This is a genomic window from Mycobacterium colombiense, from assembly GCF_001953985.1.
Lineage (GTDB): Bacteria > Actinomycetota > Actinomycetes > Mycobacteriales > Mycobacteriaceae > Mycobacterium > Mycobacterium colombiense_B.
Map to the genome: position 1 here is coordinate 101,895 of NZ_MBEI01000028.1, position 19,070 is coordinate 120,964.

The window sequence follows — 19,070 nt, forward strand, 5'->3', positions numbered from 1 at the left end:
CCGCGGCCCGCCTCATCGGGGCAACCTGCGGGCATCGAGGGCGCCGAACAGTCCGTCGGCGCGGTTCCATCCCTCCGCCAGCCGCTGCGCGGTGTCGCGCCGGCCCGACGCCAGCGCGTCGGCGATTTCGCGGGTGGCGTGCGCATGTAGGTGAGCGCGGTAGCGGGCGTAGTCGGCGGCCGAGTCCTTGCTCACCATGAACGGCCAGTCGCTGGACACGGTGAGCAGCGTTTCGCGGAGGATCTGATCGGCGACGTGGTCGCGGGGGATGGGCCCGTCCAGCGACGCGGTCTGGGACAGCGCCTTGTCGACGGTGCTCAGCGCCATGTCGACGACTTCGCTGTTCAGCGCGACCAGATCGGCGACCTGGTCGCCGGCCCAGACCTGCCAGTCCTTGCCCGAGCCCCACGAGCTGGGCGGCAGGGCCACCGGGTTGCCGACGAAGCCGTCGGCGATGGCGTCGTTCAGCGTGCCCACCCGCACCCCGGCCTCGGGCAGGGCCCGCAGCACCCGCTCCAGCCACGTCGGCCCCTCGTACCACCAGTGGCCGAACAGCTCGGTGTCGAAGGCGGCGATCACATGGGCGGGTCGCCCGATGCGCTCGGACTCCGCGAGCAGGCGGTTGCGGACCACGTCGACGAAGTCGGCGACGTGGGTGTCGACGGCGTGGTCGGCGCGCTCGGGGTCATACGGCGCCTTGTCCTCCGAGGACACGTTGCGGCCGGTGACCCGGGCCGGTTTGAGTCCGGTGAGGTGGTCATAGGTGTGGAAGTCGCGATACGCGGCGTGCCCGGGGTAGCCGGATTTCGGCGACCACACCCGGTAGCTGACCTGCAGGTCGCGCCCGAACGCCACCACGTCGGTGTCGCCGACCGGCCGGCCCAGCGCGGTGTCGCCGTGCAGCGACGGGCCGTCGACCATGAAATGGGTGACGCCGGCGGCCGAATAGTCGTGTTCCATGCCGGGCGCGTACGCGCATTCGGGCGCCCAGATCCCGCCCGGGCGGTGTGCCAGGCGGTGCGCGGCGTCGGCCAGGCCCTCGCGCAGCGCGAACTCGCGCAGCCGCGGCGCCAGCAGCGGCTGGAACGGGTGGGCCAGCGGACCGCCGAGCAGCTCCACCGTGCCGGCGTCGAGCAGGCTGCGCAGCAGCGGGCTGCCGCCGTGCCGCCACAGCGTGGCGAAGTCGTCTAGCGCCCGCTGCGCCTCGGCGGACTCACGAATCCCCAAGGCGCGCAATGCTTCCGGCGTGCATGACGGGTAGCCGGCCGACTTCGAGCGCGGCGCGGACCGCACGCTGGTGGCCTCCAGGCCGCGCAGCCGCCAGTTGGCCAGCCAATGATGCATGCCGTCCAGGCAGTACGGGTCGTCGAGTTGGGCGTTCACCACCGGCGTGACGCCCAGCGTGATCACGCCGCGGCGGTCCTCGCCGGCCAGCGTGTGCAGCACGCGCATCAGCGGCAGGTAGGCGGCCGCCCAGGATTGGTACAGCCATTCCTCGCCGACCGGCCAGCGGCCGTGGTGGGCCAGCCAGGGCAGGTGGGTGTGCAAAACCAGGGTGAAGAGGCCGGGAACCCGGTTCTGCGGCGCGCTCACGGCGCTACCGCGATCGCGATCAGGTCGAGGCTGTCGTCGATGTGCTGGCCGGTGCCCGCACCCACGCCGGCCTCCACCAGGTCGAAGTCCCCGGTGGTGACCGCGGCGACATCGGCCGCCAGCTCGGGCGGCCACGGGGCGTCGGCCACCGCCCGGGTGATCTGCGCGTCGATGATCGAGCCGCCGTGCCGGGCATCCATTTCGCGAAGCCGCGGCCCGTGGAAGAGGCCGCTGACCGAAACATCGGTGAATCCGCCGTCGATGAGCAGCTGGGTCAGCTCGGCGGCGTTGAGCTCCCGGGTGTGGAAGGGGTTGATCGGGGTGTCGCGGCCCTGCGAGAAGGTGATCCGGTTGGGCGTCGACATCAGCAAAAGACCTGACGGGCGCAGCACCCGGGCGCACTCGACGACGAACTGTGTTTGGTCCCACAGGTGTTCGATCACCTGGAAGTTGACCACAATATCCACCGACGCATCCGGCAGCGGCAGCTGCGCGAGGTTGGCCTGCATGACGTCCACCCGGGGATAGCGGCTGCGGACATGGGCCACTGCGGCCTCGTCGTAATCCACCGCGATGACGCGGCGGGCGACCCCGGCGATCAGGTCCGCGCCGTAGCCCTCGCCGCAGCCGGCCTCGAGCACGTCGGCGTCCACGCAACGGTCGGCAAGTCGCTGGTAGACGACCTCGTGGCGGCGGAACCAGTAGTTCTCGATGTCCAGACCTGGGATGGTGCGCTCGCCCGTCAGCATCATCACCGCGTCACCCGCCGACGCGGTATCGCCGGGGGTGTGCTGCGGGGCGTCGGGGACCAGTGCGCTCATTGCATAGGCAGGCTAACGCGAAGTGTCGGATTCGCGAACCGGGGAAGGTGGGCCCCGCTTCTCAAGCGGCGGACGGGCTGCAAGAACGTGCACTACGACCAGCTATGGTGTGAAGGCATACCGCACAAAGTTACCGGGTAGTAACACGGCTGTGCGTTGCGAAAAACGCGTACCGAGGTCTCGCAGTCGATCGCTGCGGACCCCTTCGAGGAGGACGAACCAGACTCATGACGAACATCGTGGTCCTGATAAAGCAGGTCCCAGACACCTGGTCGGAGCGCAAGCTGACTGACGGCGACTGGACGCTCGACCGCGAGGCTGCCGACGCGGTGCTGGACGAGATCAACGAGCGCGCCGTCGAAGAGGCCTTGCAGATCCGCGAGCGCGAGGGCGGCGAAGGCTCGGTGACGGTCCTGACCGCAGGCCCCGAGCGCGCCACCGAGGCCATCCGCAAGGCTCTGTCGATGGGCGCCGACAAGGCCGTCCACCTCAAGGACGACGGTCTGCACGGTTCCGACGTGGTCCAGACCGGCTGGGCGCTGGCGCGCGCGCTGGGCACCATCGAGGGCACCGAGCTGGTCATCGCCGGCAATGAGGCCACCGACGGCACGGGCGGCGCGGTGCCGGCGATCATCGCCGAGTACCTGGGCCTGCCGCAGCTCACCCACCTGCGCAAGCTCTCCATCGAGGGCGGCAAGGTCACCGGCGAGCGTGAGACCGACGACGGTGTCTTCAACTTGGAGGCGAGCCTGCCCGCGGTGGTCAGCGTCACCGAGAAGATCAACGAGCCGCGCTTCCCGTCCTTCAAGGGCATCATGGCCGCCAAGAAGAAAGAGGTCACGGTGCTGACCCTGGCGGAGATCGGGGTCGAGAGCGACGAGGTCGGCCTGGCCAACGCCGGGTCGTCCGTGCTGTCGTCGACGCCGAAGCCGCCGAAGACCGCGGGTGAGAAGGTCACCGACGAGGGCGAGGGCGGTAACGACGTCGCCAAGTACCTGGTTGCCCAGAAGATCATCTGACCCGATTCCTTAGACGAGAAGAGCGAGATAACCCATGGCTGAAGTTTTGGTGCTCGTCGAGCACGCCGAAGGAGCGGTGAAGAAGGTCACCGCCGAATTGATCACCGCCGCCCGCGCTTTGGGCGAGCCGTCCGCCGTCGTCGTCGGCGCCCCGGGCACGGCCGCCCCGCTGGCCGACGCGCTGAAAGAGGCCGGCGCCGCCAAGATCTACGTCGCCGAGTCCGACGATGTCGACAAGTACCTGATCACCCCGGTGGTCGACGTGCTGGCCGCGCTGGCCGAGTCCAACGCCCCGGCGGCGGTGCTGCTGGCCGCCAGCGCCGACGGCAAGGAAATCGCCGGCCGGCTCGCGGCCCGGATCGGATCCGGCCTGCTGGTCGACGTGGTCGAGGTCAAGGAAGGCGCCAAGGCCATCCACTCCATCTTCGGTGGTGCGTTCACCGTCGAGGCGCAGGCCAACGGCGACACCCCGGTGATCACGCTGCGCGCCGGAGCCGTCGACGCCGAGCCGCAGGCCGGCGCCGGTGAAGAGGTCAAGGTCGAGGTCCCGGCCCCCGCCGAGAACGCCACCAAGATCACCGCCCGCGAGCCCGCGGTCGCCGGTGATCGTCCGGAACTGACCGAGGCCACCATCGTCGTCTCCGGTGGTCGCGGTGTGGGCAGCGCGGAGAACTTCAGCGTCGTCGAGGAGCTGGCCGACTCGCTGGGTGCGGCCGTCGGTGCGTCGCGCGCCGCCGTCGACTCCGGCTACTACCCGGGCCAGTTCCAGGTGGGCCAGACCGGTAAGACGGTCTCGCCGCAGCTCTACATCGCGCTGGGCATCTCCGGTGCCATCCAGCACCGCGCGGGCATGCAGACGTCCAAGACGATCATCGCGGTCAACAAGGACGAAGAGGCACCTATCTTCGAGATCGCCGACTACGGCGTGGTGGGCGACCTGTTCAAGGTCGCTCCGCAGCTGACCGAGGCGATCAAGACGCGCAAGGGCTGAGTTTCTCGGCCTCAAGCCCCCGGCGCCGCGGTGCCGGGGGCTTTTGCGTTCCTGCGTGCCGGCGCGGTCTCTGCACCATGCACCGAACACCGAATCCGCTAGCGCCCGTGCTAGCGCGTTGCGAAGCCGTATATCGGTTCTCCGGCACCCGGGGCGCTCATTTTTTCGCAACAGTTCGTCATCTCACGTGCACCGACACGTCACAGCGTCGATGCCGACTAGCACATCGACTACGCCACGTTGGGGTTCATGAGCATTGCTTCAGTCCTCATACCCAGCGATAAGCCGACCGGTACGGCCACCAGCTCGTCGGCCGCACCCCGCTACTCCCTGTTGCTGTCCACCGACCCCGCCATGATCGAGGCGGCGCAGCGACTCCGGTACGACGTGTTCACCAGCACGCCCGGCTTCGCACTGCCGGCGGCCGACCAGGAAGGACGGGACGTCGACAGGTTCGACGAGTTCTGCGACCACCTGCTGGTGCGCGACGACGACACCGGTGAACTGGTCGGCTGCTACCGCATGCTGGCGCCGGCGGGGGCCATCGCGGCCGGCGGGCTCTACACCGCCACCGAGTTCGACATCCGCGCGCTCGACCCGCTGCGGTCCTCCCTGGTGGAGATGGGACGCGCCGTGGTGCGCGACGGGCATCGCAACGGCGGCGTCGTCCTGTTGATGTGGGCGGGCATCCTGGCCTATCTGGACCGCTACGGCTACGACCACGTGACCGGGTGCGTGTCGGTGCCCATCGGCGGCGAATCCGACGTACCGCCGGGCAGCCAGCTGCGCGGCGTCCGCGACTTCATCCTGAGCCGGCACGGGGCCCCGCCGGAATACCGCGTCTACCCGCACCGGCCGGTGGTCGTGGACGGGACGGCGATCGACGACATCGCGCCGCCGGCGCGGCCCTCGGTGCCGGCGCTGCTGCGCGGTTACCTGCGGCTGGGCGCCCAGGTGTGCGGCGAGCCCGCGCACGACCCGGACTTCGGCGTCGGCGATTTCTGCGTCCTGCTGGACAAGGCGCACGCCGACGTCCGATATCTCAAGCGACTCCGATCGGTCTCCGCGGCGTCGGAAATGGCGGGCGGCGAGCGATGACCGCCCCCGCGGGCACCGGGCACTCCTGGCTACCGCGCGCCTCGTGCGACGCCGGCTGTGTGGGTGCGGGCGACGTGGTGGCGTCGCGACCGCTGCGCAGCGCGCTGCGGGTGACGCTTCGCCTCGCGCTGGCGCTGCTGCTGGCGCCGGGGCTGCCGCTGCTGGCGGTGCCGCTGCCCGGCCGCACCCGCGTGCAACGCATCTACTGCCGCTTGGTGCTGCGCTGTCTGGGTGTCCGAATCACCGTGACCGGCAACCCGATTCGCAACCTGAGCGGGGTGCTGGTGGTGAGCCCGCACATGTCCTGGCTCGACGTCTTCGCCATCGGTTCGGTGTTGCCGGGGTCGTTCGTCGCGCGGGCCGACATGTTCACCGGTCCGGCGACCGGGATCGTGGCCCGCTTCCTGAAGATCATCCCGATCGAGCGGTCCAGTCTGCGGCGCCTGCCCGGCGTGGTCGACGCCGTCGCCCGCCGCCAGCGCGCCGGTCAGACGGTCGTCGCCTTTCCGGAGGGCACCACCTGGTGCGGCCGGGACCGCGGCGCCTTCTATCCGGCGATGTTCCAGGCCGCGATCGACGCCGGCCGTCCGGTGCAGCCGCTGCGGCTGACCTATCACCACGTGGACGGCAGCCCCTCGACGGTGCCGGCCTTCGTCGGCGACGAGACCCTGCTCAGCTCGATCCGTCGGCTGCTCGTGGTGCCGCGCACGCTGGCCCGGGTGCACGTCGAGTCTCTGCAGCTGCCCGGGACCGACCGGCGTGCCCTGGCCGGCCGGTGCCAGTCCGCGGTGGGTGCCGGGACCGACCGGCGCGCTGGTCACGGGCACGTGCTGGTGGCCTGAGCGAACGGGCGGGCCGGTATCGTGGGTCGCGTCATGGTCTACCTGGATCACGCCGCCACCACCCCGATGCACCCCGCCGCCGTCGAGGCGATGACCGCTGTGCTGGGCACGGTCGGCAATGCGTCCTCGCTGCACACCAGCGGCCGTGCGGCGCGGCGCCGCATCGAGGAATCCCGTGAGCTGATCGCCGACCGGCTGGGCGCGCGCCCGTCGGAGGTCATCTTCACCGCCGGCGGCACCGAGAGCGACAACCTGGCGGTCAAGGGCATCTACTGGGCCCGCCGCGACGCCGAGCCGCGGCACCGGCGCATCGTCACCAGCGAGGTGGAACACCACGCCGTGCTGGACTCGGTGAACTGGCTCGTCGAACACGAGGGCGCCGAGGTCACCTGGCTTCCGACCGCCGCGGACGGGTCGGTGTCGGCGGCGGCGCTGCGTGAGGTGCTCACCCGCCACGACGACGTCGCGCTGGTCTCGGTGATGTGGGCCAACAACGAGGTCGGCACCGTGATGCCGGCCGCCGAACTCGCCGCCGTCGCGGCCGAATTCGGCGTCCCGATGCACAGCGACGCCGTGCAGGCGGTGGGGCAGCTGCCGGTCGACTTCGCCGCCAGCGGTTTGTCGGCGATGAGCGTGACCGCGCACAAGTTCGGCGGCCCGCCCGCGGTGGCGGCGCTGCTGCTACGCCGCGACGTCGCGTGCGTGCCGCTGGCGCACGGCGGCGGGCAGGAGCGCGACATCCGTTCGGGCACCGCCGATGTCGCCGGGGCGGTCGGAATGGCGGCGGCGGCCCGGATCTCGGTCGACGGGCTCGAGGCCAACAGCGCCCGGCTGCGGGCGTTGCGCGACCGGCTGGTCGACGGGGTGCTGGGCGGCATCGAGGACGTCACACTCAACGGGGCACGCGATCCGCTCCGCCTGCCCGGCAATGCGCACTTCACCTTCCGCGGCTGTGAAGGCGATGCCCTGCTGATGCTGTTGGACGCCAACGGAATCGAGTGCTCGACGGGGTCGGCGTGCACCGCCGGCGTCGCCCAGCCCTCGCACGTGCTGATCGCGATGGGCGCCGACGCGACCAGCGCCCGCGGGTCTTTGCGACTGTCGTTGGGGCACACCAGTGTCGACGCCGACGTCGACGAGGTGCTGCGGGTACTGCCCGGCGCGGTGGACCGCGCCCGTCGCGCCGCGCTGGCCGCAGCGGGGGCGTCGTAAGTGAAAGTTCTTGCTGCCATGAGCGGTGGCGTCGACTCGTCGGTCGCCGCCGCCCGGATGGTCGACGCCGGACACGACGTCGTCGGCGTGCACCTGGCGCTGTCCAGCGCGCCCGGCACGCTGCGCACCGGCTCGCGCGGGTGCTGCTCGAAGGAAGACGCCTCCGACGCGCGCCGCGTCGCGGATGTGCTCGGAATCCCGTTCTACGTCTGGGATTTCGCAGAGAGGTTCCAGGCGGACGTCATCGACGAATTCGTGTCGTCCTACGCGCGCGGCGAAACCCCCAACCCGTGCGTGGTGTGCAATCAGAAGATCAAGTTCTCGGCGCTGTCCGCGAAAGCCATTGCGCTCGGGTTCGACACGGTGGCCACCGGCCACTACGCCCGGCTCTCGAATGGCCGGCTGCGCCGCGCCGTCGATCACGACAAGGACCAGTCCTACGTGCTGGCCGTCCTGAGCGCCGCGCAGCTGCGCCACGCGGCGTTCCCGATCGGGGACACCCCCAAGCCGCAGATCCGGGCCGAAGCCGCCCGGCGCGGCCTGACCGTCGCGGACAAGCCGGACAGCCACGACATCTGCTTCATCCCGTCGGGCAACACCCGCGCCTTCCTGGGCGAGCGCATCGGGGTGCGCCGCGGTGCGGTCGTCAACGCCGATGGGACCGTGCTCGCCGAGCACGACGGCGTGCACGGGTTCACCGTCGGGCAGCGCAAGGGGCTCGGCATCGCCGGTCCGGGACCCGACGGCCGGCCGCGTTACGTGACCGCGATCGATGCGGAGACGTCGACCGTGCACGTGGGCGAGGCGGCCGATCTCGAGATACGCGAAATGGTCGGGCGGACACCGATTTTCACCTCGGGCGTCACGCCGTCCAGCCCGGTCGAGTGCGCGGTTCAGGTGCGCGCGCACGGCCAAACGGCCGACGCGATAGCCGAACTGGTCGACGACGAGCTCGTGGTGCGGCTGCGCGCGCCGATGCGCGGCGTGGCCCGCGGGCAGACGCTGGTGCTGTACCGGCCCGATCCCGACGGTGACGAGGTGCTCGGCAGCGCCACCATCGCCGGCACCACCCGCTGAATCCGGGCTACCGCGGCATGTTCGCGGAGATATTCGTCATCACGATGTCGGACACCGATTGTGCGAAGCCGCAGAAGGTGACCTCCAGCATGGCCACAGACAGGATCCGGTAGTCGCGGCCGCACCCGCCGGGCCGCAGGTGCAGCGAGGTGGCGTCGGCTTTCCAGTCGCCGACGTAGAGCTGGCCGCTGGAGCCGTTCGCGCAGTCGCCGACGGTGCCGACCAGGGTGCCGAAGGCGCGCCGGGCGGTGTCGGCGTCGCGGTAGGCCGCGGCGCCTTCGGAGATCAGCGCGCCGTCGGGTGGGTCCTGAAACGTCGTCTTGTGGAACGCCTCGAGGTCGTGCCCGAAGGTCGCGGTCTCGGCGTAGATGAACCGGCACTCGCGCGGCGCGGTATCGGCCAGCGCCTCGATGTCCACCGGGCTGGTGCCGTCCATCGACGGGATGATGGTCAGATGGTCACCGGCGCCGGTGATCGCGCGCATCCGCGACTGATCCAGCAGGATCGTGTCGACGTCGACGCCCTGCACCACCCTGCGGTTGGCGCCGGATCCCGCCACGGCCGCGCCGTCCACCACCCGGGTGCACGCCGCCACCAGCGCCACCACCGCGCACAACACCGGTAGCCACGCCGATTTCGCCGTCTGCGACACGTTTTCGCACCCCTTCGGCGTTGAACCTACCCGCGCCGTCCCGCGGCACACAGACCCCTGCCGACCGGCGGGTGGTCCGACGTCGAATACGGTTGCCCGGTGAGTGGTTTCACCCATCCCTTTGCCAACGCCAGCGGTGTCGGATCGTGGCCCGGCATCGCCGCGCGCCAGGCCGCCGAAGTCGTCGTGGGTGAACTCGCGGGCGCGCTGGCGCACATCGTCGAGCTGCCGGCGCGCGGGGTGGGTGCCGACATGCTCGGCCGGGCCGGCGCGCTACTGATCGACGTGGCCATCGACACGGTGCCGCGCGGCTACCGGCTCGCCGCCCGGCCCGGTGCGGTCACCCACCGCGCCGTCAGCCTGCTCGACGAGGACATGGACGCGCTGGAAGAGGCCTGGGAGGCCGCCGGCCTGCGCAACGACGGCCGGGTGGTGAAGGTGCAGGCGCCGGGCCCGATCACCCTGGCCGCCGAGATCGAGCTGTCCAACGGCCACCGGGCGATCACCGACCCCGGGGCGCTGCGCGACCTGGCGGCGTCGCTGGCCGAGGGCGTCTCCGCGCATCGCGCGGGGCTGGCCCGCCGGCTCGAGGCGGAGGTGGTGGTGCAGTTCGACGAGCCGTCGCTGCCCAGGGCGCTGGGCGGCGGGCTGAGCGGGGTGACCGCGCTGAGCCCGGTGGCGCCGATCGACCAGGAGGTGGCCGCGGGCCTGCTCGACGCCTGCGCCCAGACGGTGGGCGGAGAGGCGCTGCTGCACTGCTGCGCCCCCGGTCTGCCATGGGACCTGTTGCAGCGCAGTGCCTTTCGAGCCGTCTCGGTAGACGCCGGCGCGCTGAGCGCGGCCGATCTGGACGGTGTCGCCGAGTTCGTGGAGTCCGGCCGCACCGTCGCGCTGGGAGTGGTCGCCGGCAACGCCCCGCCGCGCCGGCCGTCGGCGGAGGAGGTGGCCGCCGCGGTGGTCGGGGTGACCGATCGGCTCGGCTTCGCCCGCTCGACGCTGCGCGACCGCATCGGCGTCACGCCCGCGTGTGGTCTGGCGGGTGCGACGCCGGAGTGGGCGCGGACCGCGATCGAGCTGGCCCGCAAGGCGGCCGAAATGTTCGCCGAGGATCCCGACGCCATCGGATAGGCAACCGGGAGGTTGCGTTTCTGGGCGTGCTGTGCTGAAGTGATAGGCAACCAGGAGGTTGCATATGAAGATCGAGAAGCAGGTGGTGCTGCGCGCGCCGCTCGAGCGGGTGTGGCGGGCGATCAGCGACGCCGAGGAGTTCGGCCGCTGGTTCGGGGTGCGCTTCGACGGGCCGTTCGTCGCCGGGACGTCGGTGACCGCGGCGATCACCCCGACCGTCGTCGACGATGAGGTCGCCAAGCGTCAGGAGCCGCACGCCGGGGTGCGCAGCACCTGGCAGATCGTCGCCCTCGAGCCGCGGTGCCGGTTCGCCTACCGCTGGCATCCGTTCGCCGTCGACCCGGACGTCGACTACGACCACGAGCCGACCACGCTCGTCGAGTTCACCCTGTCCGAGCAGCCCGACGGCGTGCTGCTGACCATCACCGAATCCGGTTTCGAGGCGATTCCCGAGGCGCGCCGCGGGGGAGCGTTCGAGGCCAACGGCGAGGGCTGGGCGATCCAGACCACGTTGGTGCGCAGGTACATCGAAGGCGTCCGGGTATGAAAGTCGCCGTCGACGCGCCGCTCTTCGACGCGCTCGGCGATCCCAACCGGCTGCGCATCATCGTGCGGCTCTGCGATCAGGGGCCCAGTTCGACATCGCAGGTCACCAGCGTCATACCGGTCTCCCGGCAGGCGGCCAGCAAGCACCTGCAGCTGCTGGAGTCCGTCGGGCTGGTGACCAGCAGCCGGCGGGGCCGCGAGCGGGTCTGGACGGTGCAGACCAAGCCGCTGGCGTCGGCCAGCGACTACCTGAGTCAGCTGTCCCGGCGCTGGGATGCCGCGATGGATCGGCTGCGCGCCTACGTGGAGGACTGAGTGGAGGACCGAGCGCGCCCGGTTTCGCGTCGGTGTCCTCGGATAGCCTGCCAAGGTGAGCGCAGCAGAAGCTGATTCGGTACCGCCCGAGGTTCGCCGGCAGTGGCAGGACCTCGCCGAAGAGGTCCGTGAACACCAGTTCCGCTACTACATCAAGGACGCCCCGATCATCTCGGATGCGGACTTCGACGCGATGTTCAACGAGCTGCTCGCGTTGGAGGAGCGCCACCCCGAGCTGAGGGTGGCCGATTCCCCGACCCAGCTGGTCGGCGGGGCGGGTTTTGCCACCGAGTTCGGCGAGGCGCAGCACCTGGAACGGATGCTGAGCCTCGACGACGTCTTCGATCGCGACGAGCTGGTGGCCTGGAACAACCGCGTCGAGACCGAGGTCGGCAAGGAGCCGTACTACCTCTGCGAACTCAAGATCGACGGGGTCGCCCTGGCGCTGGTGTACCGCGACGGCCGGCTGGAACGCGCCGCGACCCGCGGCGACGGCCGGGTCGGCGAGGACGTGACGCTCAACGCGCGCACCATCGACGACGTCCCCGAGCGGCTGTCCGCCAGCAAGGACTTCCCGACTCCCGCCCTGCTCGAGGTGCGCGGCGAGGCGTTCTTCCTGCTCTCCGATTTCGAGGCGCTCAACGCCAGCCTGGTCGAAGACGGCAAGGCGCCGTTCGCCAACCCGCGCAACAGCGCCGCGGGGTCGCTGCGCCAGAAGAACCCGGCCGTCACCGCCCGGCGCAAGCTGCGGATGATCTGCCACGGCATCGGCCGCACCGAGGGATTCGCACCGAAGACACAGCACGAGGCCTACACCGCGCTGAAAGCCTGGGGGCTGCCGGTCGCCGAACAGACCGCGCGGGTGCGCGGCCTGGCCGCCGTGGAGGAACGGATCGGCTACTGGGGTGAGCACCGCTACGATCTCGAGCACGAAATCGACGGCGTGGTAGTCAAAGTCGACGACGTCGCGTTGCAGCGCCGGCTCGGGACCACCTCCCGCGCGCCGCGCTGGGCCGTCGCCTACAAGTACCCGCCGCAGGAGGCGCAGACCAAGCTGCTCGACATCCGCGTCAACGTCGGGCGCACCGGCCGCGTCACCCCGTTCGCCTTCATGACGCCGGTGAAGGTGGCCGGATCGACGGTGGGGCTGGCCACCCTGCACAACGCCGCCGAGGTGAAACGCAAGGGCGTGCTGATCGGCGACACCGTGATGATCCGCAAAGCCGGCGACGTGATCCCGGAGGTGCTCGGTCCCGTCGTCGACCTGCGCGACGGCTCCGAACGCGAATTCGTCATGCCCACCGCGTGCCCCGAGTGCGGCACCACGCTGGCGCCGGCCAAGGAGGGCGACGCCGACATCCGCTGCCCCAATGCCCGGTCGTGTCCGGCGCAGTTGCGGGAGCGGGTGTTCCACGTCGCCGGGCGCGGTGCGTTCGACATCGAGGGCCTCGGTTACGAAGCGGCCATCGCACTGCTCAAGGCCGGGGTGATCGCCGACGAGGGCGACCTGTTCACGCTGACCGAGGACGACCTGTTGCGCACCGAGCTGTTCCGGACGAAGGCCGGCGCCCTGTCCGCCAACGGCAAACGGCTGCTGGACAACCTGGACAAGGCCAAGAAGGTGGCGTTGTGGCGGGTCCTGGTGGCGTTGTCGATCCGGCACGTCGGGCCGACGGCCGCGCGCGCCCTGGCGACAGAGTTCGGCGATCTGGACTCGATCGTGTCGGCGTCGACCGAGCGGCTGGCCGCGGTGGAAGGCGTCGGGCCGACGATCGCGGCGGCGCTCACCGAATGGTTCACCGTCGACTGGCATTGCGCGATCGTCGAGAAGTGGCGCGCGGCCGGCGTGCGGATGGCCGACGAGCGCGACACCAGTGTGCAGCGCACGCTGGAGGGGCTGACGGTGGTGGTCACCGGCTCGCTCGGCGGCTTTTCCCGCGATGACGCCAAGGAGGCGATCCTGACGCGCGGGGGCAAGGCCGCCGGCTCGGTGTCGAAGAAGACCGACTACGTCGTGGCCGGCGATTCGCCGGGGTCCAAGTACGACAAGGCGATCGAGCTGGGGGTGCCCGTCCTCGACGAGGACGGCTTCCGGAGGCTGCTGGACGAGGGCCCGCCCGAAACCCCGGCGGAGTGAGCCGATGGGCAGTCGGTACGGTGACTCCACGCGGAGCCTCAAAGCCATTGACGTCGAGGCGATTTCGGGTCAGCCGGTGGCGCCGCAGGCGGTGCTCGCCGCCACCTATCACCTGGACGCCGACGAAACGAGTTCCTTAGACAACTACGGCCGCGGCTCCAATCCGACCTGGCGACAACTGGAGTCGGCGCTCGCCGAGCTGGAGGGAGCCACCGGCGCGCGGGTGTTCGGCTCGGGCATGGCGGCCATCGGCGCTGTGCTGCGCGCGCTGGCGACGCCCGGATCGACGGTGGTGGTGCCGGCCGACGGCTACTACCAGGTGCGCCGCTACGCCCGCGAAGACCTGCTGACCGCCGGTGTGACGGTCATCGAGGCGTCGAGCGACCAGATCTACGACGCCGCCGCGCACGCCGACGTGGTGCTGGCCGAAACGCCGACCAACCCGGCCTTGGACGTGATCGACGTGCACCGGCTGGCCGGCATCTGCCGGGACCGCAACGCGCGCTTGGTCGTCGACAACACCGCCGCCACGCCCCTGGGTCAGCAGCCGCTGTCGTTGGGCGCCGACGCGGTGGTGGCCAGTGCGACCAAGGCCCTGTCCGGTCACGGTGACCTGCTGGCCGGCTACGTCGCCACCAGCCACCCCGAGCTGCTGGCCGCGGTGGAGCGACACCGGCTGCTCGCCGGCGCGATCCTGGGCGGGTTCGAGGCGTGGCTTCTGTTGCGCAGCATGGCAACTGCCGGATTGCGCTTCGAACGGCAATGCCAGAACGCCCGCGCGCTGGCGACGATGCTGGCCCGCCACCCGGCGGTGCGGTCGGTGCGCTACCCGGGATTGATCGACGACCCCGCGCATCAGGTGGCCATGGCCCAGATGCGCCGATTCGGGGCGCTGGTCTCCATCGAACTGGCCGACGCGGCCGCGGTGCACGCGCTGGTGGACCGCAGCGAACTGCTGATCGCGTCCACCAGTTTCGGAGGCCTGCACACGTCGGTGGACCGCCGGGCGCGTTGGGGAGACCCGGTCGCCGACGGATTCGCGCGCATCTCGCTGGGCATCGAGGACACCGACGACCTACTCGCCGACATCGAACGCGCGCTGATGTCCTCCCGCTGACGAATTCACATTCGTGGGGGCCCGAGTGCACCGAAAGTGGTCCGCAGCGCCCGACCGGCTCTATCGTGGGCTCTATGACCCAGACGGCCGACCGGTGTGAGCACGCGTCGCCGTGGTCGCCGCGCGAGGCCGAGATACTGGCCGTGACCCTGGCGCTGCTGCAGGAACACGGCTACGACCAGCTGACGGTGGATGCGGTGGCCAACGCCGCGCGCGCCAGCAAGGCCACGGTCTACCGACGCTGGCCGTCCAAAGCCGAACTGGTGCTGGCGGCCTTCATCGAAGGCGTCCGCCAGGTGGCCGTTCCGCCGAACACCGGCACGTTGCGTGGCGACCTGCTGAGCCTGGGCGAGACCATCACCCAGGAGTGCGGGCAGCACGCCGGCACTATCCGCGCGGTGATGGTCGAGGTGTCGCGCCACCCCGCGCTCAACGAGGCCATGCAGCATCAGTTCCTGGACCAACGCAAGGCCACGATCCAGCACGTGCTGCATCAGGCTGCCGACCGCGGCGAGATCTCCGAGGACGTCATCACCGACGAGCTCTGGGACCTGCTGCCCGGCTATCTCATCTTCCGGTCGATCCTGCCCGGTCGCCCGCCCACTCGAGGCACCGTGGAAGCGTTCGTCGACGGGTTCCTGATCCCCGGCCTGACCAGGCCGGCGGAGTAAAGACGCCGCATGTAAGCGCCGGCGCCGGCCGGAAAATATATACGCCCGCGTCTCTTGTACAGTACGGTCCCGTACCGTACTGTCATAGCTGTCGATCACACTCACGGTGTTGGCAGCCGTGTTTGGCTTGAGTGGAATCTTGTCGCCCGATCTTCGAAAGGCTAACGGGTGAACGGCTTTTCGATCGCGTCCCTGGTGAAGCGGGGGTGGATGGTGCTCGTCGCCGTGGTGGTCGTCGTGCTCGCCGGATTCGGAATCTATCGCCTGCACGGAATCCTGTGGTCGCACAACAGCACCTCGGCCAACAGCGGCCTGTCCAACGAGATCGTCCCGTTCAACCCCAAGCAGGTCGTGCTGGAGGTCTTCGGTGCACCGGGCGCGACTGCGACCATCAACTACCTCGACGTCAACGCCCAGCCGCAGCAAGTCAAGGACGCGCCCCTGCCGTGGTCGTTCACCATCACCACGACCGAGCCCGCGGTCATCGGCAACGTCGTCGCGCAGGGCAACGGGGACACCCTGGGCTGCCGCATCACCGTCAACGGAGAAGTGAAAGACCAACGCACCGTCAACAAAGTCGACGCCTACACCTTCTGTCTGGATAAATCTGGATGAGCAACGATCAACACTCGCGCCCGTTCGTGCCGCGCACCATCCGCCGCCTCGCGCTGCCGATCCTGCTGTTCTGGGTCGCGCTGGCCGCCCTCACCAACATCGCGGTGCCGCAGCTGGAAGACGTGGGCAAGACCCACAACGTGGCGTTGAACTCGCCAGATGCGCCGTCGCTCAAGGCGATCAAGCGCATCGGCGAGAAGTTCGGAGAGTTCACCACCGACAGCTCGGCGATGATCGTGTTGGAAGGCGACAAGCCGCTGGGCGCCGACGCCCACCGCTTCTACGACGAGATGGTCCGCAGGATCGAGCAGGACCACAAGCACGTCCAACACGTCCAGGATTACTGGGGCGACACCCTGACCGCGGCGGGATCGCAGAGCAGCGACGGCAAGGCCGCCTATGTTCAGGTGAACCTTGCCGGCAATCAAGGCTCGGCGCTGGCAAACGAGGGCGTCGGGGCGCTGCGCGACATCATCGACCGCATGAAGCCGCCGCCCGGCGTCAAAACCTATGTGACCGGTGCGGCGCCGCTGATCTCCGATCAGTTCGACGTCGGCAGCAAGGGCACCGCGAAGGTCACCGGGATCACCATCGGGGTGATCGCGCTGATGCTGTTCTTCGTGTACCGCTCGGTACTCACCACGCTGCTGGTGCTCGCCACGGTGCTCATCGAAATGTCAGCCGCCCGAGGACTTGTCGCGTTTTTGGGTAACGCCGGCGTGATCGGTCTATCGACGTATGCGACGAATCTGCTGACGCTGCTGGTGATCGCGGCCGGAACCGACTACGCGATATTCTTCGTCGGCCGCTATCAGGAGGCGCGCGGCACCGGTGAGGATCGCGAGAAGGCCTTCTACACGATGTATCACGGCACGACGCACATCGTGCTGGGCTCCGGGCTCACCGTGGCCGGTGCGGTCGCGTGCCTGAGCTTCACCCGGTTGCCGTACTTCCAAAGCCTGGGCGTACCAGCCGCATTGGGCATCCTGGTCGCGCTGTTCGCCGCGCTCACCCTGGGGCCGGCGATCCTCACCCTGGGTGCGATGGTGGGCATCTTCGACCCCAAGCGGGCGATACGAACCCGCGGCTGGCGGCGCATCGGCACCGCCATCGTCCGCTGGCCCGGTGCCGTGCTCGCGGCGGCGTGCGCGCTGGCCCTGGTCGGCCTGATCGCCCTGCCCGGCTACAAGACGAGCTACGACACCCGGCCCTACATGCCGGCCAGCGCGCCGGCCAATGTCGGCTACACCGCGGCCGAGAAGCACTTCTCGCGGGCCCGGCTGGAGCCCGAGCTGCTGATGGTCGAAACCGATCACGACATGCGTAACCCGGAAAGCATGCTCGTGTTGGACAAGGTGGCCAAGGCGGTGTTCCACGTTCCCGGCGTCGCGCAGGTGCAGACCATCACCAGGCCGTTGGGCACCCCGCTCGTGCACAGTTCGCTCGCGTTCGTGGTCAGCAATTCCAGCGCGGCGCAGCAGCAAAACCTGACGTATCAACGAGATCGGGCCGACGATGCCCTCAAGCAGGCCAACGAACTGACCAAGACCATCAACATCCTCAAGCAGCAGTACACCCTGCAGCAGCAGCTCGCCGGCACCACCCACGACGAGACTCAGAGCTTTCACGACACGCTCGGTACCATCCAGGACCTGCGCGACAAGATCGCGAATTTCGACGACTTCTTCCGGCCGGTGCGCAGCTATTTCTATTGGGAGAAGCACTGTTACGACATTCCCGCGTGCTTCGCGTTCCGTTCCCTGTTCGACGCCATCGACGGGATCGACCAGCTCACCGAGAAGTTCGAAAACCTCACGGCGTCGCTCGACAAGCTCGACGCGTTGCAGCCCAAACTAACGGCGCTGATCCCGCCGCAGATCCAAAGCCAGCAGACCAATCGCGATCTGACGCTGGCGAATTACGCCACGCTGTCCGGCATCTACGCGCAGACCGCGGCCGCGATCGACAACGCGACGGCGTTGGGGCGCGCCTTCGACGCGGCCAAGAACGACGACACCTTCTATCTGCCGCCCGAGGTGTTCAACAACCCCGACTTCAAGCGTGGACTGAAGCTGTTCCTCTCCCCGGACGGCAAGGCCGCCCGGATGATCGTCACGCACGAAGGCGATCCCGCTACGCCCGAGGGCATTTCGCACATCGATCCGATTACCAAGGCCGCGCACGAGGCTTTGAAGGGCACGCCCATGGCCGGGGCGGGCATCTACGTCGGCGGTACCGCCGCGACGTACAAGGACATCCAGGATGGCGCCAAGTACGACCTGATGATCGTGGCGTTCGCCGCGCTGAGCCTCATCCTGCTGATCATGATGATCATCACGCGCAGCCTCATCGCCGCGCTGGTGATCGTCGGCACGGTGGCCCTGTCGCTGGGGGCCTCGTTCGGCCTGTCAGTCCTGGTGTGGCAGTACATATTCGGCATCCAGCTGTACTGGGTCGTGCTGGCGCTGGCGGTGATCCTGTTGCTGGCGGTCGGATCCGACTACAACCTGCTGTTGATCTCCCGCTTCAAAGAGGAGATCCATGCCGGCCTGAACACGGGCATCATCCGGGCGATGGCCGGCTCCGGTTCCGTCGTAACCTCGGCCGGCATCGTTTTCGCCGTCACCATGTGTGCGTTCGTGTTCAGCGGTTTTCAGGTGCTCGGCCAGATCGGAACGACGATCGGGCTCGGCCTGCTGTTCGACACGCTGATCGTGCGCTCGTTCATGACACCTTCTGTCGCAAGGCTTCTCGGGCGCTGGTTCTGGTGGCCGCAACGGGTGCGCCCGCGCCCGGCCAGCACCATGCTGCGGCCCTACGGTCCGCGCCCGGCGGTTCGTCAACTGCTGCTGTGGGACGACGACGACCCGGTGGTGATGTCATCAGCAGCTCGCTGATGTGGTTCCAAGGCCTGGCCTGTTGCTTGCCGCCGTGGGCCGGGGGATGCGCGCACCGAATTCTTCAGCGGGGATCGGGCGGCCCGAACTTGTCGGTGGTGGCTGTCATGATGGCGTCATGACTTCGACCGCATCTGCTGGCGCCGTGGTGGCGAGTCCTGGTGAGCGTCTTGAGGTGTTGTTCGAGGAGTGGGCGGAGTTGAGCGGTCAGCGCAATGCGATTGATGGGCGCATGGTGGAGATCGTGGCCGAGATCGATCGCGACGGGCTGTGCGGGGTGACCGGGGCGCGGTCGGTGCCGGCGTTGGTGGCGTGGAAGACTGGCTGCTCGCCGGCCAA

The 19,070-nt window shown here is 69.4% G+C and carries 18 protein-coding genes; 15 read left to right on the plus strand and 3 right to left on the minus strand.

What is annotated here, in order from left to right:
* Positions 1-12 precede the first annotated feature (12 nt).
* Together A5732_RS05355 and A5732_RS05360 are read right to left on the minus strand one after the other, a co-directional pair.
* Complete coding sequence (locus A5732_RS05355) at positions 13-1,593, minus strand: 1,4-alpha-glucan branching protein domain-containing protein (protein ID WP_076101221.1); 1,581 nt, start codon at positions 1,591-1,593, stop codon at positions 13-15.
* Entirely contained in the window at positions 1,590-2,414 is an 825-nt protein-coding gene (locus A5732_RS05360; RefSeq protein ID WP_076101223.1) for a class I SAM-dependent methyltransferase, read from the minus strand. The genes A5732_RS05355 and A5732_RS05360 overlap by 4 nt, the downstream gene beginning before the upstream one ends.
* A gap of 227 nt (positions 2,415-2,641) precedes the next feature.
* Here A5732_RS05360 and A5732_RS05365 point away from each other — a divergent pair, with 227 nt between their 5' ends.
* The 6 genes from A5732_RS05365 to mnmA all read left to right on the plus strand — a co-directional run bounded on the left by A5732_RS05365 (position 2,642) and on the right by mnmA (position 8,653).
* A complete protein-coding gene (locus A5732_RS05365) occupies positions 2,642-3,433 on the plus strand; it encodes an electron transfer flavoprotein subunit beta/FixA family protein (protein WP_064954550.1) in 792 nt (263 codons plus the stop codon).
* A 34-nt stretch (positions 3,434-3,467) separates the two neighbouring features.
* A complete protein-coding gene (locus A5732_RS05370; protein ID WP_076055322.1) occupies positions 3,468-4,424 on the plus strand; it encodes an electron transfer flavoprotein subunit alpha/FixB family protein in 957 nt (318 codons plus the stop codon).
* Between the two features lie 249 nt (positions 4,425-4,673).
* Positions 4,674-5,522, plus strand: a complete 849-nt coding sequence (locus A5732_RS05375) for a GNAT family N-acetyltransferase (protein ID WP_076101225.1) — start codon at positions 4,674-4,676, stop codon at positions 5,520-5,522.
* Entirely contained in the window at positions 5,519-6,364 is an 846-nt protein-coding gene (locus A5732_RS05380; protein ID WP_076101228.1) for a lysophospholipid acyltransferase family protein, read from the plus strand. Before A5732_RS05375 ends, A5732_RS05380 begins: the two co-directional genes overlap by 4 nt.
* Positions 6,365-6,397: 33 nt before the next feature.
* Positions 6,398-7,576, plus strand: a complete 1,179-nt coding sequence (locus tag A5732_RS05385; protein WP_076101231.1) for a cysteine desulfurase family protein — start codon at positions 6,398-6,400, stop codon at positions 7,574-7,576.
* The gene (gene mnmA, locus A5732_RS05390; RefSeq protein WP_076055328.1) at positions 7,577-8,653 is read left to right on the plus strand and encodes a tRNA 2-thiouridine(34) synthase MnmA; all 1,077 of its coding nucleotides are present in this window, start codon (positions 7,577-7,579) and stop codon (positions 8,651-8,653) included.
* A 7-nt stretch (positions 8,654-8,660) separates the two neighbouring features.
* Here mnmA and A5732_RS05395 read toward each other — a convergent pair whose 3' ends face one another.
* Positions 8,661-9,305, minus strand: coding sequence for a sensor domain-containing protein (locus A5732_RS05395; RefSeq protein ID WP_170880116.1), 645 nt, complete (start codon positions 9,303-9,305; stop codon positions 8,661-8,663).
* 99 nt (positions 9,306-9,404) lie between these two features.
* Between A5732_RS05395 and A5732_RS05400 the strand changes: the two genes are divergently transcribed.
* The 9 genes from A5732_RS05400 to A5732_RS05440 all read left to right on the plus strand — a co-directional run.
* Entirely contained in the window at positions 9,405-10,433 is a 1,029-nt protein-coding gene (locus A5732_RS05400) for a methionine synthase (protein ID WP_076101233.1), read from the plus strand.
* 64 nt (positions 10,434-10,497) lie between these two features.
* Complete coding sequence (locus A5732_RS05405) at positions 10,498-10,980, plus strand: SRPBCC family protein (protein ID WP_064954558.1); 483 nt, start codon at positions 10,498-10,500, stop codon at positions 10,978-10,980.
* Complete coding sequence (locus A5732_RS05410) at positions 10,977-11,294, plus strand: ArsR/SmtB family transcription factor (protein ID WP_076101236.1); 318 nt, start codon at positions 10,977-10,979, stop codon at positions 11,292-11,294. The genes A5732_RS05405 and A5732_RS05410 overlap by 4 nt, the downstream gene beginning before the upstream one ends.
* A 55-nt stretch (positions 11,295-11,349) precedes the next feature.
* A complete protein-coding gene (gene ligA / locus A5732_RS05415) occupies positions 11,350-13,431 on the plus strand; it encodes an NAD-dependent DNA ligase LigA (RefSeq protein WP_076101238.1) in 2,082 nt (693 codons plus the stop codon).
* A gap of 4 nt (positions 13,432-13,435) precedes the next feature.
* Positions 13,436-14,548: a cystathionine gamma-lyase gene (locus A5732_RS05420; RefSeq protein WP_076101241.1), complete on the plus strand. Its 1,113-nt coding sequence runs from the start codon at positions 13,436-13,438 to the stop codon at positions 14,546-14,548.
* Between the two features lie 62 nt (positions 14,549-14,610).
* Positions 14,611-15,219, plus strand: coding sequence for a TetR/AcrR family transcriptional regulator (locus A5732_RS05425; RefSeq protein WP_139334758.1), 609 nt, complete (start codon positions 14,611-14,613; stop codon positions 15,217-15,219).
* Between the two features lie 168 nt (positions 15,220-15,387).
* Positions 15,388-15,834: an MmpS family transport accessory protein gene (locus A5732_RS05430; protein ID WP_196770784.1), complete on the plus strand. Its 447-nt coding sequence runs from the start codon at positions 15,388-15,390 to the stop codon at positions 15,832-15,834.
* The gene (locus A5732_RS05435; protein ID WP_076101244.1) at positions 15,831-18,731 is read left to right on the plus strand and encodes an RND family transporter; all 2,901 of its coding nucleotides are present in this window, start codon (positions 15,831-15,833) and stop codon (positions 18,729-18,731) included. Before A5732_RS05430 ends, A5732_RS05435 begins: the two co-directional genes overlap by 4 nt.
* Before the next feature lie 118 nt (positions 18,732-18,849).
* Positions 18,850-19,070 (plus strand): DUF222 domain-containing protein (locus A5732_RS05440; protein WP_142256561.1); only part of this gene is annotated, 221 nt, incomplete at its 3' end.